At 56.5% G+C, this 22,709-nt stretch carries 17 protein-coding genes; 8 read left to right on the forward strand and 9 right to left on the reverse strand.

The annotated features are described in order from the left end of the window. The first annotated feature begins 159 nt into the window (after positions 1-159). From FTW19_RS14385 to FTW19_RS14405, 5 genes are all read left to right on the forward strand, one after another. A complete protein-coding gene (locus FTW19_RS14385) occupies positions 160-3,537 on the forward strand; it encodes a TonB-dependent receptor (protein ID WP_147648278.1) in 3,378 nt (1,125 codons plus the stop codon). Between the two features lie 77 nt (positions 3,538-3,614). Continuing rightward, positions 3,615-5,147 carry a M81 family metallopeptidase gene (locus tag FTW19_RS14390; RefSeq protein WP_147648279.1) on the forward strand — a complete coding sequence of 511 codons (1,533 nt, stop codon included), beginning with the start codon at positions 3,615-3,617 and terminating at the stop codon, positions 5,145-5,147. Positions 5,148-5,195: 48 nt separating this feature from the next. After that, positions 5,196-6,173: a Gfo/Idh/MocA family protein gene (locus FTW19_RS14395; protein ID WP_147648280.1), complete on the forward strand. Its 978-nt coding sequence runs from the start codon at positions 5,196-5,198 to the stop codon at positions 6,171-6,173. Then, positions 6,164-7,000: a sugar phosphate isomerase/epimerase family protein gene (locus tag FTW19_RS14400; protein WP_222705460.1), complete on the forward strand. Its 837-nt coding sequence runs from the start codon at positions 6,164-6,166 to the stop codon at positions 6,998-7,000. The genes FTW19_RS14395 and FTW19_RS14400 overlap by 10 nt, the downstream gene beginning before the upstream one ends. 43 nt (positions 7,001-7,043) lie before the next feature. After that, complete coding sequence (locus tag FTW19_RS14405; protein WP_147648281.1) at positions 7,044-8,183, forward strand: sugar phosphate isomerase/epimerase family protein; 1,140 nt, start codon at positions 7,044-7,046, stop codon at positions 8,181-8,183. Positions 8,184-8,251: 68 nt separating this feature from the next. Here the strand turns inward: FTW19_RS14405 and FTW19_RS14410 are convergent, their stop codons facing one another. From FTW19_RS14410 to FTW19_RS14420, 3 genes are all read right to left on the reverse strand, one after another. After that, a complete protein-coding gene (locus tag FTW19_RS14410; protein ID WP_147648282.1) occupies positions 8,252-9,919 on the reverse strand; it encodes an acido-empty-quinoprotein group A in 1,668 nt (555 codons plus the stop codon). Next, positions 9,919-10,770: a c-type cytochrome gene (locus FTW19_RS14415; protein WP_147648283.1), complete on the reverse strand. Its 852-nt coding sequence runs from the start codon at positions 10,768-10,770 to the stop codon at positions 9,919-9,921. Before FTW19_RS14415 ends, FTW19_RS14410 begins: the two co-directional genes overlap by 1 nt. A gap of 97 nt (positions 10,771-10,867) precedes the next feature. Next, complete coding sequence (locus FTW19_RS14420) at positions 10,868-11,593, reverse strand: 3-keto-disaccharide hydrolase (RefSeq protein WP_147648284.1); 726 nt, start codon at positions 11,591-11,593, stop codon at positions 10,868-10,870. Between the two features lie 191 nt (positions 11,594-11,784). On the opposite strand from FTW19_RS14420, the gene FTW19_RS14425 reads away from it, so the two are divergent. Together FTW19_RS14425 and FTW19_RS14430 are read left to right on the forward strand one after the other, a co-directional pair. Beyond that, positions 11,785-12,642: an aldo/keto reductase gene (locus FTW19_RS14425; protein ID WP_147648285.1), complete on the forward strand. Its 858-nt coding sequence runs from the start codon at positions 11,785-11,787 to the stop codon at positions 12,640-12,642. Between the two features lie 193 nt (positions 12,643-12,835). Further along, entirely contained in the window at positions 12,836-14,116 is a 1,281-nt protein-coding gene (locus FTW19_RS14430) for a hypothetical protein (protein WP_147648286.1), read from the forward strand. Between the two features lie 37 nt (positions 14,117-14,153). Here FTW19_RS14430 and FTW19_RS14435 read toward each other — a convergent pair whose 3' ends face one another. Genes FTW19_RS14435 through FTW19_RS14450 form a run of 4 tightly spaced genes read right to left on the reverse strand, consistent with a single transcriptional unit; the run spans position 14,154 to position 20,169 of the window. Next, complete coding sequence (locus tag FTW19_RS14435; protein WP_147648287.1) at positions 14,154-14,441, reverse strand: hypothetical protein; 288 nt, start codon at positions 14,439-14,441, stop codon at positions 14,154-14,156. After that, complete coding sequence (locus FTW19_RS14440; protein ID WP_147648288.1) at positions 14,428-17,643, reverse strand: DNA polymerase III subunit alpha; 3,216 nt, start codon at positions 17,641-17,643, stop codon at positions 14,428-14,430. The genes FTW19_RS14435 and FTW19_RS14440 overlap by 14 nt, the downstream gene beginning before the upstream one ends. After that, positions 17,636-19,162 carry a DNA polymerase Y family protein gene (locus FTW19_RS14445; protein ID WP_246153307.1) on the reverse strand — a complete coding sequence of 509 codons (1,527 nt, stop codon included), beginning with the start codon at positions 19,160-19,162 and terminating at the stop codon, positions 17,636-17,638. Before FTW19_RS14445 ends, FTW19_RS14440 begins: the two co-directional genes overlap by 8 nt. Continuing rightward, on the reverse strand, positions 19,144-20,169 hold the full coding sequence (locus FTW19_RS14450; RefSeq protein WP_147648289.1) for a recombinase RecA: 1,026 nt from the start codon (positions 20,167-20,169) through the stop codon (positions 19,144-19,146). The genes FTW19_RS14445 and FTW19_RS14450 overlap by 19 nt, the downstream gene beginning before the upstream one ends. 347 nt (positions 20,170-20,516) lie before the next feature. Between FTW19_RS14450 and FTW19_RS14455 the strand changes: the two genes are divergently transcribed. Then, on the forward strand, positions 20,517-20,804 hold the full coding sequence (locus tag FTW19_RS14455; protein ID WP_246153308.1) for an MGMT family protein: 288 nt from the start codon (positions 20,517-20,519) through the stop codon (positions 20,802-20,804). 118 nt (positions 20,805-20,922) lie between these two features. Here FTW19_RS14455 and FTW19_RS14460 read toward each other — a convergent pair whose 3' ends face one another. Then, positions 20,923-22,179, reverse strand: coding sequence for an RNA polymerase sigma factor (locus FTW19_RS14460; protein ID WP_147648291.1), 1,257 nt, complete (start codon positions 22,177-22,179; stop codon positions 20,923-20,925). Continuing rightward, positions 22,176-22,598, reverse strand: a complete 423-nt coding sequence (locus tag FTW19_RS14465; RefSeq protein ID WP_147648292.1) for a YciI family protein — start codon at positions 22,596-22,598, stop codon at positions 22,176-22,178. Before FTW19_RS14465 ends, FTW19_RS14460 begins: the two co-directional genes overlap by 4 nt. Positions 22,599-22,709: the final 111 nt, after the last annotated feature.

Below are 22,709 nucleotides of genomic sequence, written 5' to 3' on the forward strand. Positions count from 1 at the left end.
ACGAATGACGCTAATCCTGGCGCCGAATAATTTCGGTTACTGAAAGAATAAGAAGACAACATAAAACACAGCGCATTCCTACTCCGCGGGTCTTTTCCTGGCGTTATGGTGGGCAGCCCCGCATCACACACAACCAATCGAGATTGTGGGAGGCCGCAAATGAAGTTTGGTTTTAGGAGTACCAGTCAACGGAGGCCGGGGGGATGGTTCCCGGCGAGTTCTCTTTGTTTCACGCGTTCCGTCCTTGGCGGAGCCCTGCTTGCCGGCTCTGTCTTGTTGTTTACCGGGTCGCCGCTCCTGGCGCAGAACACTACTGCTGATGTTGTCGGTACGGTGACGGACGAAAGCGGCGCCGTTATCCCTAAGGCAAAAGTTGAGCTGACCAACGTCGAAACGCACGAGACGCGCACCCTCACCTCAGGTGATGGTGGCGAGTACGTCTTCACCCTGCTGAAGCCAAGCCGCTACTCGCTTGTAGTAACGGCTGCAGGATTCAAGGTCTTCAGGATCGATTCGTTCAGCATCGCAGCAGGTGATCGCGCCCGCGAAGACTCACACATGATCGTGGGTTCCCAGGGCGAGATTGTGAACGTCGAGGCTACCCCTCCGGCACTGCATACGGACTCCTCAGCGCTGATTACAACCGTTACGGAAAAGGCGACTCAGGAACTGCCGCTGAATGGCCGTAACTTCATCAACCTTGTCCAGGTGACCCCGGGAGCAACAGAGGGCCTGAACAACGGTCTCGCCAGCGGCAACCGGCCCGACGATCGCCGCCAGACGTCATCTGTCTCGATGAACGGTCAGGCGGATATGATGAACAACCAGACCATCGATGGCATTGACAATAACGAGCGCGTGATCGGCTCGATCGGTGTTCGTCCTTCGGTCGATTCGATTCAGGAAGTCAGCGTTCAGGCGAACGTCTTTACGGCAGAGGTAGGTCGTGCGGCGGGTGCGATTGTGAACGTGATCACGAAGTCTGGCACGAATACGCTTCACGGAACGGTGTATGAGTTCCTCCGTAACGATGTGCTGAATGCGAACCCGTACAAGTTCGGCGCTAGCATTCCTAAGCCTAAGTTTCGCCAGAACCAGTACGGTGGCAGCATTGGTGGCCCCATCATCAAAAACCGCACCTTCTTCTTTGCGGACTACGAGGGCCTGGACCTCGTCAGGAATCAGAACCCGACCACCACGACAGTCCCCACATTGTTCGAGCGTCAGAACCCGGGTAACTTCACTGACAATTCAGGGATCAACAAAGTAGTTCCAAGCTCATCCTTCGACAAGATCGGTCAGCAGTACTTCAATCTGTTCCCGTTGCCGACGAACAACCTTCTGTCCGGCAATTACGTAGGAGCTCGCGCCGATAACCAGTTCGCGAAGGTTGGCGATGGACGCGTTGATCACCGTTTTCAGAATGGTGATTGGGCCTATCTACGGTACACCTATAACCGCGTTGATACCAAGATCGGTACGCTGTACCCGGCGGTGAACTCTGCGGCCGGTGTCATCGACCCCGGCGGCAACCTTGGAAGCTATCCTGGACCGGCGCAGACGCGTGCGCATCAGGCCCATCTCAACTACGTCCATACCTTCACCCCCACCCTGTTGTTAGAGCTGAAGGCTGGTTATACGCTTCTCGATAATGCCCAGTTTCCGCTGAACTTTGGGAAGGCGATCAACTCGGCAATGGGGCAGCCTAATATCAACGTCGATGGTCGAACAGCAGAGCTCTCTGCCGTCACTGTCAATCAGGGAACCGCTCCGACGCTCGGCAATCGCCCGCCGATCATCTATCACGAGAACACCTGGCAGTATGCGGGTATCGTTAATTACATTCGGCATAAGCAGACCATCAAGATCGGTGGTGGCGTGATCCGCCGGCAGGACTCCACAACGCAGACTGACACGGCGAACGGCAACTGGTCGTTTACGGATTTCTCCACCCTGTTGAGTGGCGACTATCTCAGCGGCGGCCGTAACTGGATCCTGTACACGCCACACAATCGTACCTGGGAGCCGCACGTATTTGTGCAGGATGACATTCATCTGCTTCCAAACCTGACGTTGAATGTGGGTGTCCGTTACGACCTGTTCACACCGTATACGGAAATCAACAATGTTCTGTCTAACTTCGATATCAATCAAGGGCGGATCCTGGTCGCGGGACGCAATGCCGGCTCGCATGGCGGTGTGCAGACCGACTACAGCAACTTCGCGCCGCGCTTTGGTTTTGCCTATACGCCCATGCCTCGAACGGTGATCCGTGGCGGCTTTGGTTTGACCTTTGCTCCTGAGAACACGACCTCTGGTTCGGCGCTGGTCAATCAGCCCTTCATCGCAACCTGGGGTGCCTATACTCCGGCGCAGGCAGTTGCGCAGGCAACCAGCCTGGGCCTGCAGAACCCCGGACAATATGCGAAGTTTGCCGCTGGCCTGCCTACGCCCACGCCTAACGACTACATTAGTCCTAGCGGCAGCATTACCGCAGCTCTGGATCCGAACTTCCGCTCAACCTACATCGAACAGTTCAACCTGACGGTGGAGCGCGAAGTCGCTGGTTTTGTAGGAACGCTGTCCTACGTAGGTGAATTGGGTCGCCATAATGCCTACTACCTTTCGGACTACAACACTGTTCCTATAGCACTAAGCGCTCAGTCGTTCACTCCGGCAGCGCGGGGCGATACAACAACAAATTCTCCTGCAACCGCAACCGACTTCAACACTCGTCGTCGGTTCAACGCCACCGTGCCAAATGTCACATCCATTCCGCTTTATCGCAGTAATGGGGCAAGCAGCTATCATGCGATGCAGGCCGTACTGAAGCGGCGCTTCAGCAAGGGATTGGATCTGCAGGTTGGCTATACGTGGGCACGTCTGCTGGATAACTCAGAGTCGATCAGCAACAACGGTGGCAATGGCTTCGGATCTTCGGCGGACCTGATTCCTACGCTTGAATATGGCAACGGCAATCTGGATGTCCGTCAGCGTGTGACCGGTACATTCAACTACGCTCTGCCATTTGGTCAGGGTCTGCACGGTTTCACTGGCGTGCTCGCCCGGGGTTGGCAGGCAAATGGCATCGTAGTGTGGAATACCGGTATGCCATTTTCGGTCACGAACGTGACAAATCGTAGCGGTACACGCCCGACGGCGGGCAATAGTGACCGTTCGAACATGACGGGAAGCGGTAAAGTCAGCCATCCGACCGTTGGTAAGTGGTTCGATACCAGCGCCTTCTCCTTCCAACCTGCTGGAACGGTGAGCAATCAGCGTCGTAACCAGCTTTACGGTCCTGGACTCCAGCGCGTGGACTTATCCTTGTTCAAGAATTTTGATCTGACCGAACGTGTGAAGCTTGAGTTCCGCACCGAGGCCTTCAACGTCTTGAACACAGCGCAGTTTGTGAACCCGCTCTCATCGCTGTCGCTCTCGGCAGGTGCTCCAGTAGCAACCTTCGGCACGATCGCTTCAACCGCGAATGCCTACAACCCGCGTCTCATTCAGTTCGCGGCGCGCGTAAAGTTCTAACCAATAACCCACGGGGCGGCCTTCATGGCCGCCCCAATTTCCTGAATCGTTTCAACTTTCCAGGAGCATCTGCACCCATGCAACGTAGAGAGTTTTTGAAGACCGCTTCGGCGTCTGCCTTTGCCCTTGCAGCCTCAAGCCGCGGATGGTCGGCGGGAACCACGCCGCGTATCGCGTACGGTGGCATCGGGATTGAGAGCAGCACCTACGGCCACATCCGTGCACGGATGGAAGACTTCACCATTCTGCGGGGGAAAGAAGCGGATGAGAATGCCCGCTTCGCTTTTCTGAAAACCCGTTACCCCGCTGTTCCATTTATGCCGACACTCGTCGCTACCGCTGTCCCTGGAGGGCCGATAGCACGAGATACTTACGACAAGATCAAAGCTGAGTTTCTGGAGCGCCTGAAGGCACTGTTGCCACTGGATGGCCTCTACCTTCCCATGCACGGAGCCATGTTCGTCGAGGGGATGCAGGATGCAGAAGCTGACTGGTATGAGTCGGCTCGTAACGTCGTTGGCCCGAAGTGCAGAATGTCGGCCAGCTACGACCTGCATGGCAATATCAGCAAGCGCATTATCGACACGCTGGACATGATGTCTGCCTTCCGGACGGCACCCCATATCGATCGCGAAGAGACCATGAGCCGCGCCTGCGACATGCTGGTGAAGTGCATTCAGGAAAATATTCGGACGACATTGATGTGGGCCAGCATCCCGGTGTTGATGCCAGGTGAGCGGAGCTCAACGGAATGGAATCCCGGCAAGCGTCTGTGGTCCCAGTTACCGGAGTTGAATAAGACGCCTGGAGTGCTCGATGTCTCCATGCTTGTGGGATATGTCTGGGCAGACGAGCCGCGTGGCGCCGCTTCGGTAGTCGTGACCGGAACCAATCCTGCAGCAGAAGAAAAGGTCGCGAAGAATCTGGCGCAACAGTATTGGGATGCTCGCCGCGAGTTCGACTTCGGTACCGAGGTCTGTTCGCTCGACGCCTGCGTTCAAAAAGCACTGGCATCCAAGACCTCTCCCGTCGTCCTTGCTGACTCCGGCGATAACCCAACCGGCGGAGGCAATGGCGACCAGGCCACCGTACTGGAAGCGCTCCTGAAGGCAGGCGCCAAAGATGTAGTCTTCGGTGGCATTGCGGACCGGCCGGCTGTAGAAGCCTGTTATCAGGCGGGTGTCGGTAAAACGGTCTCGCTGTCGATCGGTGCTACGCTCGACCCTTATGCCAGCAAACCGGTGAAGGTGCAGGCTACGGTAAAGTCGCTGCTTGATATCGCCGATCCAGCGAAACGGGAAGCAGCTGTTCAAATCCAGGGCATTACGCTGATTTTGAGCGCCTACCGCCGCCCGTATCACGAGATTGTCGACTTCACGAAGATGGGCATCGACCCAAAATCAGCGAAGATCGTCGTCGTGAAGTCCGGCTATCTCGAACCGCAGATCAAAGCCATCGCTAATCCTAATCTGATGGCTCTGACGGATGGCTCTATCAATCAGGACATCGTTCATCTACCAACCAATAAGTACCGCAAACCGACCTTCCCATTTGTGGATGACCTGACGTTCACACCCACGGTTTACACTTCGGCCCGAAGCCATTCCTGAGCCGTGCCTGATACATCCCTCACTGGAATAATGAATGCGGAGTTGTAAATGAAGATCGGTCTTATCGGATACGGTTTCATGGGTGGTGCCCATGCGGCCGCCATTCAAAGTCTCCCGGGCATGACCTTATATGCCCTTGCATCCAACACACGTCCCTCAGCCGATAGCCCAACACGCGGTAACCTGGCGCTGAAGACAGCCACAATTGACGAGTCTGTAAAGTGGACTCCGAACTGGCGTGACGTCATCGATGATCCGGACGTCGATGCAGTCGATATCTGCCTGCCGACCCACCTTCACCAGGAGGTCATTACGGCAGCGTTGCAGGCAGGGAAGCACGTGCTCTGCGAGAAGCCGATGTCATTGCACGTAGCTGAGTGCGAAGAGTTGATGGCTGCGGCCGACAAAGCAGGCAAAGTTTTCATGGTCGCGCAGGTGCTTCGCTTCATGCAGCCTTACGTCTATGCCATGGAGTATGTGCGGAGATTTGGCGTGGACAAGCTTCGTTCCTGCCGGCTGCAGCGCAGCACCGGATATCCGCAGTGGAGCACATGGCTCTCTGATGAAGCCCGCAGTGGTGGAGCGATTCTCGATCTGCTGAGCCACGATCTCGATCAAGTGCTGCTCTGGTTTGGAGCTCCTGTGTCAGTATCTGCAGTCAGCATTGGCGAGGTCGATACCGCTGAGATCACATTGACTTACCCGAACGGTCTCAAGGTAAATGTCACTGGAGGGTGGTTGGCGCCGGAGACGCCGTTCTCGGCGAGTTTTCAGGTAGGTGCAGCGGAAAGCGAGCTGCACTACGATGGCAGCGTGCTCAAGCAGTTGCACGGCGGTGTTGCGAAAGAGATCGCCATCCCTGAGCACGACGCTTACGCTGATGAGATCGCTTACTTTGTCGATTGCGCAACGCGCGGTGTGGCTCCCCTCCGCTGTCCTCCGGCGGACTCCGCCCGCGTGGTGCGCCTGTCTGAACTTGTAAAACGCTCCCGTGAGGAGCAGGGAAGAGAGATGCAATGGCAGTAACACCGATGCAGCTAGGGCTTGTTTTCTGGGCAGAGAAGGAACCGGCAGTTCACCTTGCGGAATTGAAAGAGTTTGGCCTGAGTGCCGGACAGCTTGGTGTGCCGCCGAGCCTGGATACAACAGCAGCGCTTGCCGGCTGGAAGGAAGCCCTGGCAAACGGTGATGTCTATTTCTCCAGCGCCGTGGCTGCATACGCAGGAGAAGACTATGCCGACCTGGAGCGCGTTCATCAGACCGTTGGATTCACAGCCCCGGGCTATGCCGCCGAGCGCATCGAACGCACACGTCAGGTCTCTGACTTTGCCGCGCAGCTTGGCTTGAGGGCGCTCTCCTGCCACATCGGCTTTATCCCTGAAGATGCCTCCGAGCCCTTGTATCAAAAGCTGATCGGTATTGCCCGGGAGCTCTGCGATATCTGCGCTGCCAACGACCAGAACTTTGTGCTCGAGACCGGCCAGGAGAGCGCGCCGGCGCTGCTTCGCTTCCTGGGCGACGTGCAGCGGCCGAACATCAAGGTGAACTTCGATCCTGCCAACATTGTGCTCTACGGTTCTGGCGATCCCTTGGAAGCGCTTGCCCTGCTGCAGGATCATGTCCTCTCAGTGCACTGCAAAGACGGCCGCTCGCCGGCAGGCCCTGGCCAGCTAGGACACGAAGTTGCGCTGGGCGAGGGTGAAGTCGACTTTCCTGGATTTCTCAAACTCCTGAAGCAGATCAACTACACCGGCTTGCTGACGATCGAACGTGAAGAGCCCGATGCGGCGCAGCGGACTGCGGATATTAAGCTTGCCGTGCAGCGGCTCAATGATTGGAAACAGGCCCTCTGATTACACGAGCATCATAGAAATTCCCTTGAAGGAGATTTGGACGATGAGTAATACGGCATCTGGCCTCACGAAGCAGTACAACCGCCGCAGCTTTCTTCGCGGTGCAGGCACGGGGCTGGCTGCCGGTTTGCTTGCTCCATCAGCACTCGAAGCACAACAGGCCACGGCTCCAGAGCCCATTACGCATGCCGGTGTGAAGCGCGACCTTACCGATAAGGAGAAGGTTGCGCGCATCGCCTCCAACAGCTATCCCATCCGCTGGATCTTCAAGAACCGTGGCAATGTCGGCGACAAGAAGACCGTTGCCGATATGAAGAAGAAATACGGCGAGATTACGCTGCTGGACTTCCCGGCATTCACTAAGGCGACTTTTCCCGGCGTGACGAAGATGGATATCTGGTCCAGTCTCTTCGGTGATGTGGACGATCAAAGTCAGTACGAGCCGATGACCATCACCGGCTACGACGGGAAGCCTCGCCAGATCACCGAGTTCAACCCGGCAAGCGACAACGGCAAAAAGTGGCTCGAAAAGATGGCCGCCAAGCAGCATGCCGAAGGCGTTGCCTGTCACCACATCTCCAACAATGCTCCGCGCGATATCTGTGATCTGGATGAAGCGAAGCGCCGTGCAGGAATCGATGTAGCGAAGAAGTGGCTGGACGGCGCCGCGATTCTTGGCGCGAAGAGCATGCGCGTCAACAGCGGAGGTCCTCGCATCGCTCCGTCACCGCAGCCGAATGAGACCAGCTATCCCAAGAATCCTGATCTCGAAAAGTACATGGACAAGTGCATCGAGTCATTCAAGGAGATGGCTGAGTATGGCGCGCAGGTAGGCGTGAAGGTAACCCTGGAGAACCATTGGGGACTTACCGCTAACCCCATCAATATCCGGACGATCATCGAAGAGGTCAACAACACCTACTGCGAGGCATCACCTGACTTCTGCAACTGGGAGCACAAGTATCTGCTCTATCACGCACTGGAAGATCTGGCGCCCTACGCCCACACCACCTGCCATGCCAAGTTCTGGGACCGCTGGGGGCAACCCGATGTGCAGCGGAACGTGCGCATTATGCTGAACAACAATTACATCGGTGTCTTTGCCCTGGAGTACGAAGATGGTCCTTGGGACGGCATCGAAGGCGCGAAGTACCTCTATCGTGAGGTCATGGCTGCGCTCTAGCAAACGCTCAGCAAATAAGAAGGCGCGTCCAGATCGGGCGCGCCTTCTTATTTGCTATAACAGCTCAGCTACTTGAGTTCAAAAGCATACACCGTGTCACCCACAGCGGAGATCACGTACTGATGTCCATCGAGCTCGAAGGTCTGCGGAGCGTTGGATACGGAGCCGATGCGTGTGCTCCACAACGGATTGCCATTGGCGGCATCGAAGGCGACCAGGCTGCCCGAGCCGTCTCCGGTGAAGACCAGACCTCCGGCCGTAGCCAGCAGACCGCCGCCGCCAAAGCCCGTTCCATAGAGCTTGCGACGCCAGCGAGGCGTACCTGTTTTGTAGTCGATACCGAGCACGTAGCTGCCGGTGGTGCCCATGCCAACCTCTTCCTTACCACCAAGGCCCATAGCGCCACGCGGATCGGGATCGGTGAGATAGGCCATCGAGTAGCTATCAACGTGGTATTGATAGAGAAGACCTGTCTGCGGCGAGAAGGCCGGCGGCTGCCAGTTGACCGTGCCTCCTGAGGCTGGCGAGATCAGCGTTCCGCCGATCGAGGCGTCCTTCGCGGGATTTGTCTTTGGGCCACCCTTATCGGTATAGCCTTCCGCCCAGTTGGTTGCATCACTCAACTTGCTGGTCAGCAGATGCTCTCCGGTCACACGATCAAGTACGAAGAAGTAGCCGTTGCGGGAAGCAGTCATTACCAGTTTGCGCTGCCGTCCCTTGAACTTACCATCTACCAGTACCGGAACCTGGGCCGAGTCGTAGTCATGCGTGTCGTGCGGTGAGGTGGAGTAGTACCACTTCAGCTTGCCGGTATCCACGTCCAAGGCGACCAGCGAGCAGGTGTAGAGGTTATCGCCATCTCCACGAAGGCCGGTCTGCCAGGAAGGAGTGGGATTGCCGGTTCCGAGGATATAGAGGTTGGTCTCCGGATCGTAGGCTCCGGCGACCCATGTTCCTCCGCCGCCATGACGCGCCGCATCAAGGTTCTTCCATGTATCGAGTCCGGGATCGCCGGGGTTCTGGGGCGTGACGTACCACGTCCACTGCAGATCTCCGGTCTCGGGATCGTAGGACTTCAGGAACATGGGAGCATCGATGTCATTGCCCACGCCTGCGAGCACATGGTTTTTGATGATGGTGGGTGCGGGGGTAGAGAAGTAGCCGCCTTCGACATTCGCGATCTTGCGATGCCAGCGCTCTTTTCCGGTCTTGGCTTCCAGAGAGACGAGATAGTTGTCCGGCGTCTCGAAGAAGACGTAGTCATGCCACAGGGCAACACCGCGATTGCCGATGTGCGTGCCGCCGCGAGTCTTCCAGAAGTAGTGCCACAGTACTTCGCCGCTGCGTGCGTCGACAGCCCACACATTGTCGGGCATGGTGACATAGAGCACTCCGTTGTTCTCGAGGAAGGTACCCTTGATCGAACCGCCGCGAGCACTGCGCTGCTCTGTACCTTCTCCGCCCACAATGACCGGTGCGTTGACGCGACTGTAGCCGGTCAATGGCGCCGGCTCATTCCCGGGCACCATCTTGGCGACCCAGGCAAGGCCGAGGTTCTTCACGGTATTGCGGTTAACAGCGGTCAGTGAGCTATAGCGCTTCGAGGTGTAGTCACCGTTATAGGTGAGCCATGAGTCCTTGAGTGGACGCATCAGGTCCTCATGCGAGACGGCTTGTGCATGCGATAGAGGTCCAAGCAGGAGCGCCGCAGTAAACGAGAAGATCCGAAGCTTCATCACTTGAGTGTCACCAGGTATGCGGTTACGTCGTGAATATCTTTGTCGGTGTAGGTCGGAAGCAGGTTGCGGTGAGCCTCCAATGGATCATGCACCTCGACTTTGGTCTGCGGCGTCCGGCGGATGCTTTGCAGCGTGCCGTCCTGTAGCTTCACCGTCACCAGGAAGTCATCGACATGAATCGCTGTCCCCTCAACGGCCGGTTTGCCCGGTTCCTGCACCGTGGCGGTGATCACCGGAACAGGCACTCCGAAGTGGTTGCCGCGGATCCATGCCGATTGCAACGTCTTCGGGCTGGAGATCTTCTTGCCGATGCCCTTCATATCGCCCTCGGCAGAGTGGCAGCGGGTGCACTTTGCTTCAAAGTAATGCTGGCCGCTGGCAGCGTCGCCAACCAGGATATTTGGCGACCGCAGAGCATCCCCCGGTGCGCGTCCCTGGCTGCCGATCTCGCTTAGGATGCTGCGAACATAGGCTGCGACCGCAGCGACATCGTCCTTCTCCGTCAGGATGCGGTGATTTGTGAGTCCTGCCTTTTCACCACGGATAATAGGTTCAAGGGACTCACCGTGCATGTCCACAAGAGCGTCTTGAGAGCGAAGGATATTGGGTCCAACGTTCTCCTTACCGCGCAGGTCCGCGCTATGGCAGCTCTCACAGTGCTTTTCGTATAGCACCTTGCCTGCGGCGACGACCTGAGGAGGGTCGACCGGGCGCATAGGCGCTTCGTTGAACTTCGACGTCTCAATATGCTGCGCCACGCTGTACAGCGTGATCCCTGCAGGGATGAGCAGCAAGATCGCCGCAGCGATGCGGCGGGACGAACTACGGCTCCTGTTGCTTTCAGGCATGAAGAGGTCCTATGTGCGAGGTTAAAACGGTGCAAGGTTGAAGCGGTGCAGGCTGAAGCGGGCCGCTTCAGCCTTGCTGAGCCATGTACGTTTGTGATCAGCGTTTTGACAGATCGCGGATCCAGATGTCTTTGAACTGCATGTTACCTTCGCCGCCGGCATGCAGCTGCAGCGCGATACGGCCATCGGGAGCGCCGGGCTTAGGATCAGTGAAGTCCACCATAGGCACGCCGTTCAAACGTGACCGGTAGCGGTTGCCAACTACTTCCACCAGGTAATCGTTCCACTCGCCGTGGCGGACGACACCTTCATTCTCAGGCGCAGGCCAGACGACCCATCCGCGGCCATCTTCAGCGTAGACGCCGGCGGTGTGGTGCATCATGGTGCAGTCGATCTCAAACTGCATGCCCTGCGTGGTGTCGACAGAGTTAGGTTTGAAACCGGTATGGAAGAAGACTCCACTGTTACCATCGCCGACACACTTGAAGCGTAACGAAAGCTGGAAGTCTTTGTAGTCCTTATCGGTCTCCAGGTAACCGTAGGCTTTGGTCAGTCCCTTGCCGTGTAGCACACCATCGTCTTCCACCGTCCAGCTCTCAGCGCCGACGGGAACCCAGCCGGTGAGGTCTTTTCCATTGAAGAGCTGAATCCAGTCGTTGCCCGGAGTTTTGGGCTTGGCTTGCTGAGCATCCACACGCCCCATATGAGTGACCGTAAGAAGTGTCACTGCGGCGGTACAGGCAGCGCCTGCGAGGAAGAAGAGACGACGGGTAGGTACAAGGCGGGTAAGAAAAGACAAGCCTGCAGACTTCTTCTGGATCATTTCGCCGACGAACTCCTGCGCAAGTGAGATTGCCCCACATGATACTTGCTCAACGTATCGATAGAGAAGTCAATCGATTGCGGAAGACCGATTCGCTCATTTTTTCTGCGCGTTAGACGGGTAGAAACGTTTATATCGTCTCGAATCCTGTTGAGGATGCGCGACATCTAAGCGGAACGAGGGAGACAGATATGGCATCGATCGCGAAGACCTTCCGCCTGGGCGGAGACCTGGAAATTACCCGCCTGGGTTACGGCGCAATGCGTATTGTGGGCAAGGGCGTGTGGGGAGAGCCTGCAGACCGCGAGGCGATGAAGGCGGTGTTGCGCCGGGCGGTAGAGCTGGGCGTGAATTTTATCGATACGGCTGACAGCTATGGGCCCACCATCAGTGAAGAGCTTATCGGCCAGGCCCTGGCTCCGTATAAGCCGGGTGTCGTGATCGCGACCAAATCTGGGCTTGCCCGGACGGGACCGGATGTATGGGTACCGCTTGGACGCCCGGAGTACCTGATCCAGCAGGTTGAGCTGAGCCTGCGGCGCCTTAAGCTGCAGCAGATCGATCTGTGGCAGCTCCACCGTATCGATCCAAAGGTCCCGGTAGAGGAGTCGCTGGGCGCGGTCAAGAAGCTGCAGGAGCAGGGAAAGATCCGTCATGTTGGCTTGAGTGAGGTTTCGGTCGAGCAGATTAAGCAGGCGCGCAAGGTCATTGAGATCGTCAGTGTGCAGAATCTCTACAACATCGCCGACCGCAAGAGTGAAGCCGTGCTGGAGTATTGCCACAACGAAGGTCTGGCTTTTATTCCATGGTTCCCGGTGGCGGCAGGTAAGCTGACTCAGCCGGGAGGCAAGCTCGACGTTTTTGCACAGCGCCACGGCATTACGCTCTCGCAGCTTTCGATCGCATGGCTGCTGCACCGCTCACCAGTCATCCTGCCGATTCCCGGAACGAGCTCTGTCCAACATCTGGAAGAGAATATGAAAGCCGCAGACGTGCAACTGAGCGATGCGGAATGGCGTGAAGTAGAAGCCATTGCGGGGCAGCGATAAAATAAGAGGGTACTGACGAGAACAAAGGGCGCCGCTTTTGGACGGTGGCGCTTTTGTTTACGCGCCTGTAATGTTGGCGCCGCCTTACCTTCATGGAGACTTAAGCCGCAATCGTCACTTTGGTTTAAGAACGACCAAATACCGGGTAGTCTCTTCACTAAGACTATCCAGGCCGGAATGGATGCCACGACGAATGATGCGGAGAGTGTTTTCGCTGCTTCCTGCAGTACTGTTGTTTCTATTGTGTGTGGTCGCCAAAGCCCAGGCTCCTAACGAGAGTGGGGCGACCATCGATACCGGGGTCCCGCTTCGCATCCAGATCCGAAAGACCATACCGCTCGCTCGTGGAACTGTTGTCGAGGGCTTTCTGGTTGCGCCCGTCTATGTACGGGAAAGGCTGGTCTTACCCGAGGGAACCCGCGTTACCGGCACCGTCCAGGATTTCGCTCCTACTGCTTTCAAGATTCGCCTGCAGGCCAGGCTCGACGGAGATCTGACTCCTCTGCATGAGCCGATCGTGCATTTTCAGTCGCTCGACCTGGATGGCAGAGAGGTCGCGATCGATGCGGTGGCGACTGTTTCGACTGCACAGCCCATCCGGTTTACTACGGCGCAGAAGCGTCCGTCATTGATGAAACAGGCCAGTGGCTATGTTCGTGGACAGATCAACGACACGAAGGATGCCGTCTTTGGCCCGGGACGTTCCGACCGTGCCCTGCAGCTTCTGTTCAGCCAGTTGCCGTACCACCCGCAACGGATCTGGTCTGGAACCAGGTTTGTTGCGGACCTTAGCCGGCCCCTGATGATTCCCATGCCGGCTGCCGAATCGCCGGAACTGTCTTCGTCCGCGATTGGCCCGGAAGGAATTTCGGTGACAGCCAGGCTGTCTGAGCGGTTGAGCTCAGAGACGGCGAGGAAGGGTGACACGGTGCACGCTATTGTCACTGTGCCTGTCTTCGATGACGCAAAGCATCTCATCCTTGCGGAAGGAGACTCGCTGGATGGGACGGTACTGCAGTCAAAGCACTCGCGAAGCTTCGGCAGGAACGGGCAATTGCGTTTTGTCTTTCAAACATTGAAGCCGCTCAACCGGGAAGCAAAGCCCGTCTCGGCGGTTATTAGTGGAGTAGACGGCTCCAAGTCGGACAATCTTTCTATCGACAATGAGGGGGGCGTTAAGGCGTCGGCCGACAAGAATCGTTTTCTGGCACCCGCGCTGCTGGGGGTGCTGGCGGTCGCTGGACATGATCGCGACCGGGATGGAAATGGATTAGGAAGACAAACCGTTGCCGCGAATGGTTTCGGTGTTGTTGCCCGCATCGTCGCGCTGACCGTTAACGATCGCAATGTCGCTACCGGTTTCGGAGCGTACGCTTTTGCGAAGTCGATTTACTTCCGGTTTCTCTCCCAAGGACATCCGGTCGAGTTCCCCAAAAATACACAGGTGGAGCTGAAGGTGATCAGCCACCAATAGAGCATTTTCCCTGTAGGTGCAGAGTAGGGCTTCCGTATCATTCAGGGACGTCCTCATCTGTAGGGACATACCAGGGAACATCCTTCAAAAGAAAGAGACTCGGATAACGGGAGATCAGGTGGCTCAGCATGGCTTTTGCAATATGCCCACTATGCTCCACCTCTTTTTGCCACTCCACATTGGCTAGACCTTCATCGGAGGTTGCCGGCCAACGGGCTGTACGAATTGCGAGTACAAGGCTCGACGCAATCAAGAGTGCCGGACCAAGCTTTTGAGCGTCTACTTCTTTACGAATCCCTCCTACCCGTGCACTAGTGGAAGTCATGTGATCGAACCTCCAGTGACAGGTCGTTCAGTGTTCGTATCCGAGTAGCTTTGACGTGAATCACGCCATCCTGGTTTTGGAGCAGACCTTCGACAAGAATGAACTTGCTTCGCGTGACAATAAGACGTTCTCTCTCGAAGAGATCGGGTGTCACAATCACATTGGCGATACCGGTCTCATCTTCCATCGACAGAAAGACGAACCCATGTGCTGTGCCCGGGCGTTGGCGCGCAATGACGCAGCCTGCAGCCTTTACGAAATCTCCATGTCGGTAGTGCCTGAGTTCTTCGGCGGAAAGAATACTGCGACGATGGAGTTCCTGCCGCTGGCAAGCCATCGGATGCTGGCCGACCGTTAGGCCGGTGCCCGCATAATCTGCCACCAGCCTCTCTTCTGTTGTCATCTTGTTGAGCGGAGAGGAAGGATTTTCCTCTCGTAGCGCAGATACCTGCGAAAGCAGGGGACCTTCCGGCCGTCCCGCACGTTCTACTTGCCACAGAGCATCCCGCCTATGCTGCACCCCGTCAAGAACATTCAGCGCTCCCACACTCGAGAGAAGGGTCAGTTCTTTACGGTTGATTGTCGCCATGCGTGTCACAAAATCATCGATAGAACGAAATAAGCCGTGTCCTTCACGTTCTGTGACGAGCGCATCGGCTGTCTGCTTTCTGAATCCTTTTGCATACCCAAGTCCCAGGCGCAAGGACAAGGTCCCATCTTCTTCATGTTCAATGGTGCAGGCCCATTGCGATCGTTGAACGTCGATGTGTTTTACACGTAGTCCATGTCGTTGTGCGTCTTTCACCAGAACAGCCGGCATGTAAAAGCCCATCGGCTGGCAATTGAGGATGGCACAGGTAAACGCAGCCAGATATTTGACCTTGAAATAAGCAGATGCATACGCGATCAGAGCGAAGCTGGCCGCATGAGATTCGGGGAATCCATATAAGGCGAACGAGCTGATGTGTTGAACAATATCGTCTTGCGTCTTTGCGTCAATGCCATTAGCCGCCATGCCCGCCCGTAACCGGCCTTCGAGGTTCTTCATGCGTTCCCACGATCGCCGCATCCCGACAGCACGGCGTAACTCCTCGGCTTCAGCCCCCGTGAAGTTGGCGACGACCATGGCCATACGCAAAAGTTGTTCCTGAAAGAGTGGGACACCCAGTGTCCGCTTGAGCGTCGACTCCAGCAAGGGATGCGGATAGCTGACCGGTTCCTGCTTCTGCCGTCTCCTCATATACGGATGCATCATCTTTCCGACAATCGGTCCGGGGCGGATAATGGCAACCTGCACAACAAGGTCATAGAACTTCTCCGGATTGTTGCGGGGCAGTGATGCCATTTGTGCACGGCTTTCTACTTGAAACATTCCCACCGTGTCTGCACGCCGCAGCGTACGATACACCTCGTCATCTTCCGGAAGTTGTGCCAGATCCACCGGCTCGCCATAGTGTTCTGGAATCAGCTCGAGGCAGTCTTTCAAAACGGCCATCATGCCCAGCCCGAGCAGATCCACCTTGATAATGCCAAGATCGGCGCAGTCTTCCTTGTCCCATTGCACAACGGTTCGGCCAGGCATTGAGGCGCGTTCCAGCGGGACAACGTGATCCAGTTGTCCCTGGCAAATTACCATCCCACCCGAATGTTGCCCCAGGTGACGCGGCAAGTCCTGAATCCTCATACAGAGTTCCAGATATTTTGCGATCCGGGGATGACAGAGATCGAACCCCGCATTTCGGAAGGAATGCGCCATCGTGTCCGTGGGGCCCTTCCATTCAAAGTTCGCCACAATGGAAGAGAGCCGCTGAAGCGACTCCGCATCGAATCCCAACGCCTTTCCAACCTCGCGTGTGGCGGACTTACCGCGATACGTGATGACATTCGCTGTCATCGCTGCGCCAAGCTCGCCATATCGGCGATAGATATATTGAATCGCCTCTTCGCGCTTTTCCTCCGATGGCAGATCCAGATCGATGTCGGGCCACTCACCGCGGCTTTCGGAGAGAAACCGCTCAAAAAGCAGCTCCATGCCGACCGGGTCGATGGCTGTGATCTCAAGGGCATAGCAGACGGCGGAGTTCGCCGCGCTGCCGCGTCCCTGGATCAGAATGTCATTACGTTTACAGAACCGGATGATGTCCCAGACGATAAGAAAGTAGCCGGCGAAACCAAGCTTCGCAATAAGCTTCAATTCATGGTCTACCTGTTTCTTTGCCCGCTCCAATAGAGCGGCATTTCGCTTCGGACCATAACGACAGATCACTCCTTCGTCGACCCGCTTGCGAAGAAAGCTGTCCATTGTTTCACCTTCAGGAACCGGATAGCGAGGGAACTCATAGCCAAGGTCTGAAAGCTGGAAGGTCAAGCGCGAGGACAACTCAAGTGTGTTCTCGATTGCCCCCGGGATATCCCGGAACAAAGTCGACATCTGCTTCGCATCACGAATATAACGTTGGCTGTTGATGGAAAGCAGACGGCCTGCCCGGTCTAGTTCCGTATGGTTGCGAATCGCTGTAAACAGGTCCAGGATCTCCCGATCCTGTTTGGTCGCGTACCGTACTCCATTCGTCGCAAGAAGAGGAAGCTTCAGCGACTGCGCGATGCGAATGGCGGCCTGGTTACGCCACTCTTCCTCGCGTTCACCATGGCGTTGCAACTCTACGTAGACGTTCTTTTGCCCGAAGATGTGAATCAGTCTCTCGACGAGATCTCGGCCTGCTTCTTCTCCTCCTCGCTGTAAGGCTGAAGCCAGCGGTCCCTCATCCCCACCCGTAAGACATATAAGACCGGCGGCATGCTCTTCCAGATCCGATAGCGTAGCCATGCCTTCCTGTTTCTTCTTCTCACGCATTTTGAATCGTGTGATGAGCTGGCAGAGGTTCTGATAACCCTGGCGTGTCTCGCACAACAGAGGCAGACGCGCCGGCTCTGAACGATGCTGATGTGGCAGCCAGGTTGGGGGTGCGAGCCGCTGTCCGAAGGCGGCCGATGCGATCTCGGCTCCGACATGCGCATGGATATGGTTCTCGCTGGCGATCTTATGAAAGCGAGCCGATCCATAGAATCCGTTTCTATCGAGTAACGCTATTGCCGGCATATCTACTTCAAAGGCGCGCTTCGCCATTGCCTCCGGCGAAGATCCGCCTTCGAGGAAAGAAAATGCGCTTGCGGCATGGAGTTCTACATAACCGCTAGTCATAAAGCCCTACAAGAAGCCAGGATTTGTGAATAAGATCCTGGAGCACGCAGCCGTACAGCATTGATTCGTCATCGCCTCGTGCAATCAGATCCCATTGCTCCTGCCGCCAGGTCTGCTCATTCCACCATTCGCCGCCTGCAAGCCACGGCCCATAGGCATTCCGAACTGTATAGCGATGTCCTCGAAAGAAAAATCCTGATGGTCTTCCGGACTCGAGTGTGATGGTTAGTTGTTCCGGTGGGCATACGCGCCGAAGGCAGCCGTATGCCGTGCGGGAGATCTGCGTGGTGGCGTTGCCTGAGGGAATAACGAACGGCTCCATATGGAAACCGGGTGAAGTGTGCGTGTCATCGAGTACGGCGCGGCCGATGTTGTTATCGCCGACTAATGCCGTAATGCGCGCGAGCGTGACATCCAGCCGGCCGGGTTCAGGAAGCTGTGGAGAGAACAACCCAAGTTGGACTTTGCTGGTAGCTCCCGGCTCGGCGCGAAGACAGACTTTATCGATGGGAGCATTCGCAGGATGAGCTTCAAGATCGAGATGAAGCAGCTTCAACCACAGATGTTTATCGTTGGTAGGAATGCGAGGAGATACTGTGCGGCAGTGTGTTCTACCTCCTTCCAGATGAAGCTCAATCGTCACCGATGCGAGTGCGTAGACACGCATGGCGGCGCGGACGATGAGTTGTTCCAACATGATGGCTACACCGAAAAGCAGGGATTCAAGGTTGTCGAGTGGATAGTCCAGCTCCGCTGTTTCTTCAAGTACAAACGGGATATCGATAGGCTGGAAGAGATGAGGCAAGGTTCCGGTAGCCATCTGTTGCAGGCGTTTGCCATCCTGTCCCAGGCGGGCAATGAGATCTGTCTGGGGTAAGCCTGCCAACATGCCAAGCGTACGGATGCCCCATCGAGACAATGTCTCGGCATGCACTTCTGAGATGCCCAGGACGGATAAGGGAAGGGAAGCCAATGCCGCTGATTCTTGAGCGGTTGGGACGACAACGATAGCTGTCCTGGCAGGAAGCCCCTTTGCAAGCAGCATGCTCGTATGGAAGTTTCCGCTTACCGCCACCTGGGCAGAGATACCAAGCAATGCCACGCGCTGCCGCAAGGACCTGGCAAGAACTTCAGGCGGACCAAAGAGTGCTTCGGTTCCGGTGATGTCCAGGCAGCAGAGAAAGACATTCTCCTCTTCCTGTAGTTCAACGCGCGGAGAGTAGGTCCCTGCACACTCCAGAAGCGCGGTCTTCGACGCCGCTTCGGCAGATCTGGAACGGGACAGCATTGTTATGTTTCCGAAGGTATCCACTTCAACCTTCGTCATTCCTCGTTGCACACCCAACAACCGCGCTCTGGTGTTTAACGAGCACACCGTTTCGGCTGGCGGCTCGCCGTCCAGAACCACACACGGCTTCTCGCGCAGCTCCGGACGCAGACGTAGTAATGCCTGAGCAGAGAATTCCTTCACCAGCAGGCAGGCATACAACTCGCCGGAGTTCATTGTGCACCTGCCCATGAAGTTCGGCTCTGCCAGGAAGCCATACGAGCCGTTTGCGGTGGTTTGCGCATCGACACGACATTGTTTGCCGGTTGCGGGAAGCGTTGACGCAATACCTCGATGCGCGGCCGCATCCCGCTGAATACTGTGCGGGCTTCAAGGATCGGTTCGGCATCCAGCAAGCGCAGTTGCAGCTCCGATCCACTCTTCGCGCATGGATACTGGGTCAGCAACAGAATGCAGGCTTGCGTCTTTTCCGCAGCAACACGATAGCGATGCCACGTCGATAGCTCAATACGTGCCACGTATTGCGGCGCGATACCTGCGAGATCGAGAACAATGGCGCTGAAACCTCCAGTCTGCAAAAGCAGATCAGTGGTGCGAAGAGCGCGCTCAATCGCGTCGTAATGCCTGGCACGGCGCTTTCTATACGTGATGGGGTTTGCCGGCACAGATTCGCCTAGAGCCGAACGGTTTGTCTTTGCCTCAGTGATCTCCACAGGTTCGGGCAATGGAGCTTTTTCCGTGAAAAGCCCGGCCATTGCTTGGGAGAGTCCGCGGGCCTCGGTTCTTGGATGAGGACCAAATCCTCCACCATGCAGTCCTTTTTTCGGAGAGCCAGGGATGAAATACTTCGGCGGCAACGTTACAGACTTTGCGGTCTTCGTAGAGGTGTCTGCAACGTCAGCACAGCGGACCCATAGCAGGCGTCCTAAGTCCACTCCGATGGCAGCAGCAGAGGCAGGATGAAAGGCATTCGCCGAGTCGACCCAGGCGCACACCTTATTTGCCTCTGTCAACTGCGCAAGGAACGAGAGAGCCACTGAAGTTCGTCCGCTACATTCAGCTCCGACCAGTTCCGTCAAAGCTCCCAGGGGAAATCCTCCTCCCGACAACTCATCTAACTCAGCCAGGCCCGTGGGTATCTGGGGCCGGATAAGCCTGGGAGCCGGCGTCAAAGCAGAGGGAATCTTCCGTGCTAGAGCTGACTCAACCTGCAGTCGGATTGTGGAGGCGAGCGGCATAATGTTTCGCCTTATATTCGCCCTTGCCGGCTGTGGAAGGCAAGCGGAATAAATTCAGGAATGTGGCCGTGGTTGCTATCTATCTCAAAGCAAATAAGATGTTTATCAGGCAAGTTGAGACTGCAATTGTCGGCTTCAGAACTGACTTTGCAGTCGGTTTGATTTCGCAGCAGAAACAGACAAAGCCTAATACCTGGTAGAGAGGAAACATGCGCTCTGGTGGAAAGCCAACTCGAAGACCGACGAGATCATCCGGGATCGATCAACTGTCTATACAGCAAGCTAAAAAGAGACTTCTTCGGGACGCATCACGCCCGGAGGAGCAGCGCGACCGCGCGTTTCGGCTGATGATTCTTTCTATTCCGCCTGGCAAGGTCAGCACCTATGGCAGAGTCGCCGCGGCGGCTGGCTATCCACGCTACCATCGTGCCGTGGCTCGGCTTCTACGTACAGATCCGCCAGATGATCTGCCGTGGCATCGCGTGCTTGGCGCCGGAGGCGCAATCAAGCTGCATGGAGAAGCCGCACGGGAGCAGCGCTCGCGCCTAAAGCTGGAAGGCGTCCGCTTCCTCGGAGAGAAGGTGGATATGGAACGGCATGAACACACCTTCAAACCCTGGGAGGTCTACGAGTGAGCCTTCGGCATTCGCTCTAGATGTGGAGCCTCAGGAGGTTATTCCTGTTCAAGCCGGAGCGTGCAGCGGCGTTTTCATTGCGGAAAACGCCCATAGATGCGGAAGCCCTACTCTACACCTACAGGGAAAAACGCTCTAACCTATCCATTAGTAATTCTTTCTCTCTGCTGTTTTGTGTCATGTCGATTGCGCGCTGGATCTCTTCACGGGCCTCGGTGAATCTGCCCAGCTTGAGAAGCAGATCGCCACGAATACTTGGAAGCAGGTGATAGCCGGCTAACGCAGGTTCAGCAGAGAGTGTATCCAGTTCGGCCAGTCCGGCGGCTGGTCCTCGTTCCATCCCGACAGCCACCGCCCGATTCAGCGCCACAATTGGGGAGGGACTGATCTGGAGTAGCGCGTCATAGAGGAGGACGATCTGCTCCCAATTGGTTTCCTGGGGAGTGCGGGCGCGTGCATGACAGGCGGCGATCGCCGCCTGCAGCGCGTAGTTTCCGGCGCCACCTCCTAACTTCTTCGCTTGATCGAGTGCCGTTATTCCTCGTCTGATCTGCGCGTAGTCCCAGAGAGATCGATCTTGTTCCAGCAAGAGAATCGCTTGCCCATCCCGTCCTCTGCGCGCAGCGGTACGTGATGCCTGCAGTTCCATGAGCGCCAGAAGACCATGGACCTCAGACTCCCCGGGCAGAAGTTCCACGAGTATTCGCCCTAACCGTAATGCGTCGTCACAGAGTGCGACCCGCATCCATTCCTCGCCTGAGGTTGCCGTATATCCCTCATTGAAGATCAGGTAGACGACCGAAAGTACGGACTCAACTCTTCTGCGCAGCTCATCTCCACGCGGAGTCTCAAAGGGAACGTGGGCTTCGGAGAGAGTCCTCTTGGCGCGAAAGATCCGCTGGCCCAGGGTCTTTTCCGGCACCAGGAAAGCCCGGGCAATCTCGACTGTGGTGAGTCCGCAGATCAGCCGCAACGTAAGTGCGACTCGTCCTTCAATCGCGAGGACCGGATGGCAGGCAGTAAAGATGAGGCGCAGGACATCGTCGTCGATGACCTGGTCCAGGGCGATGTCCAATGCTTCGGATAGCCGTTGTTGTTGGAATTCAACTTCCCGAGCGATCTCTCCGTGTTTCTGGTCGAGCATTTGTCCGCGGCGTAAATAGTCGATGGCGCGCCGTTTGGCCGCCGTCATCAGCCATGCCGCCGGCTTTTCCGGGATACCTTCTTCCGGCCATTGCTCGAGAGCTGCGACAAGCGCGTCCTGCGCCAGCTCCTCTGCAAGGCCGACGTCGCGGGTGACGCGGGCAATCCCCGCGATAAGGCGGGTGGATTCGATCTTCCACACCGCCTCAATCGTCTGGTGGATGTTGCTCATGCTTTGACGGCCGAGGTCTTCGTCAGATTCTCGAAGCCTTCTGCAGCTTTCTGAACGTCCTCGGGAAAATCGCTCATCTCTTGAATCTGACGCACTTCAATGATCTCGTTGTTTCCCATCGGCGCGCGCCTGGCCCATTCAATCGCTTCCTCCCGCGACCGTACCTGAATGATCCAGTATCCCCCGATGACCTCTTTGGCCTCGGCGAAAGGTCCATCTGTAACCGTAGCTTTGCCGCCGGTGTAGGAAATACGTGCCCCGGTCGAAGGGGGCAGGAGTCCATCGAGCGCAAGCAGTACGCCAGCCTTCTGCAGACTCCTGTTGTACTCCATCATCTTGGCCACTGCTTCAGCGCTTGGGATTGTGCCTGGAGGCGCACTTTCATAGCCTTTGGGGATCACGATCATCATGAAACGCATAGCTTTTCTCCTGTTATCGATTCCAACCAAATTGGTCGTTCTATATCTAAACGTCGAACCGGGAGTGCCGATTTCTACTACGCAACAATAAAAATCCTGGTTCTTTTTGCG

Source organism: Terriglobus albidus (assembly GCF_008000815.1).
Taxonomy (GTDB): Bacteria; Acidobacteriota; Terriglobia; order Terriglobales; family Acidobacteriaceae; genus Terriglobus; species Terriglobus albidus_A.

Excerpts from the sequence above, each read along its gene's own strand:
- FTW19_RS14385 (WP_147648278.1), top strand. The coding sequence starts at position 160 with ATGAAGTTTGGTTTTAGGAGTACCAGTCAACGGAGGCCGGGGGGATGG.
- FTW19_RS14390 (WP_147648279.1), top strand. The coding sequence starts at position 3,615 with ATGCAACGTAGAGAGTTTTTGAAGACCGCTTCGGCGTCTGCCTTTGCC.
- FTW19_RS14395 (WP_147648280.1), top strand. The coding sequence starts at position 5,196 with ATGAAGATCGGTCTTATCGGATACGGTTTCATGGGTGGTGCCCATGCG.
- FTW19_RS14400 (WP_222705460.1), top strand. The coding sequence starts at position 6,164 with ATGGCAGTAACACCGATGCAGCTAGGGCTTGTTTTCTGGGCAGAGAAG.
- FTW19_RS14405 (WP_147648281.1), top strand. The coding sequence starts at position 7,044 with ATGAGTAATACGGCATCTGGCCTCACGAAGCAGTACAACCGCCGCAGC.
- FTW19_RS14410 (WP_147648282.1), bottom strand. The coding sequence starts at position 9,919 with ATGAAGCTTCGGATCTTCTCGTTTACTGCGGCGCTCCTGCTTGGACCT.
- FTW19_RS14415 (WP_147648283.1), bottom strand. The coding sequence starts at position 10,770 with ATGCCTGAAAGCAACAGGAGCCGTAGTTCGTCCCGCCGCATCGCTGCG.
- FTW19_RS14420 (WP_147648284.1), bottom strand. The coding sequence starts at position 11,593 with ATGATCCAGAAGAAGTCTGCAGGCTTGTCTTTTCTTACCCGCCTTGTA.
- FTW19_RS14425 (WP_147648285.1), top strand. The coding sequence starts at position 11,785 with ATGGCATCGATCGCGAAGACCTTCCGCCTGGGCGGAGACCTGGAAATT.
- FTW19_RS14430 (WP_147648286.1), top strand. The coding sequence starts at position 12,836 with ATGATGCGGAGAGTGTTTTCGCTGCTTCCTGCAGTACTGTTGTTTCTA.
- FTW19_RS14435 (WP_147648287.1), bottom strand. The coding sequence starts at position 14,441 with ATGACTTCCACTAGTGCACGGGTAGGAGGGATTCGTAAAGAAGTAGAC.
- FTW19_RS14440 (WP_147648288.1), bottom strand. The coding sequence starts at position 17,643 with ATGACTAGCGGTTATGTAGAACTCCATGCCGCAAGCGCATTTTCTTTC.
- FTW19_RS14445 (WP_246153307.1), bottom strand. The coding sequence starts at position 19,162 with ATGGGCAGGTGCACAATGAACTCCGGCGAGTTGTATGCCTGCCTGCTG.
- FTW19_RS14450 (WP_147648289.1), bottom strand. The coding sequence starts at position 20,169 with ATGCCGCTCGCCTCCACAATCCGACTGCAGGTTGAGTCAGCTCTAGCA.
- FTW19_RS14455 (WP_246153308.1), top strand. The coding sequence starts at position 20,517 with ATGATTCTTTCTATTCCGCCTGGCAAGGTCAGCACCTATGGCAGAGTC.
- FTW19_RS14460 (WP_147648291.1), bottom strand. The coding sequence starts at position 22,179 with ATGAGCAACATCCACCAGACGATTGAGGCGGTGTGGAAGATCGAATCC.
- FTW19_RS14465 (WP_147648292.1), bottom strand. The coding sequence starts at position 22,598 with ATGCGTTTCATGATGATCGTGATCCCCAAAGGCTATGAAAGTGCGCCT.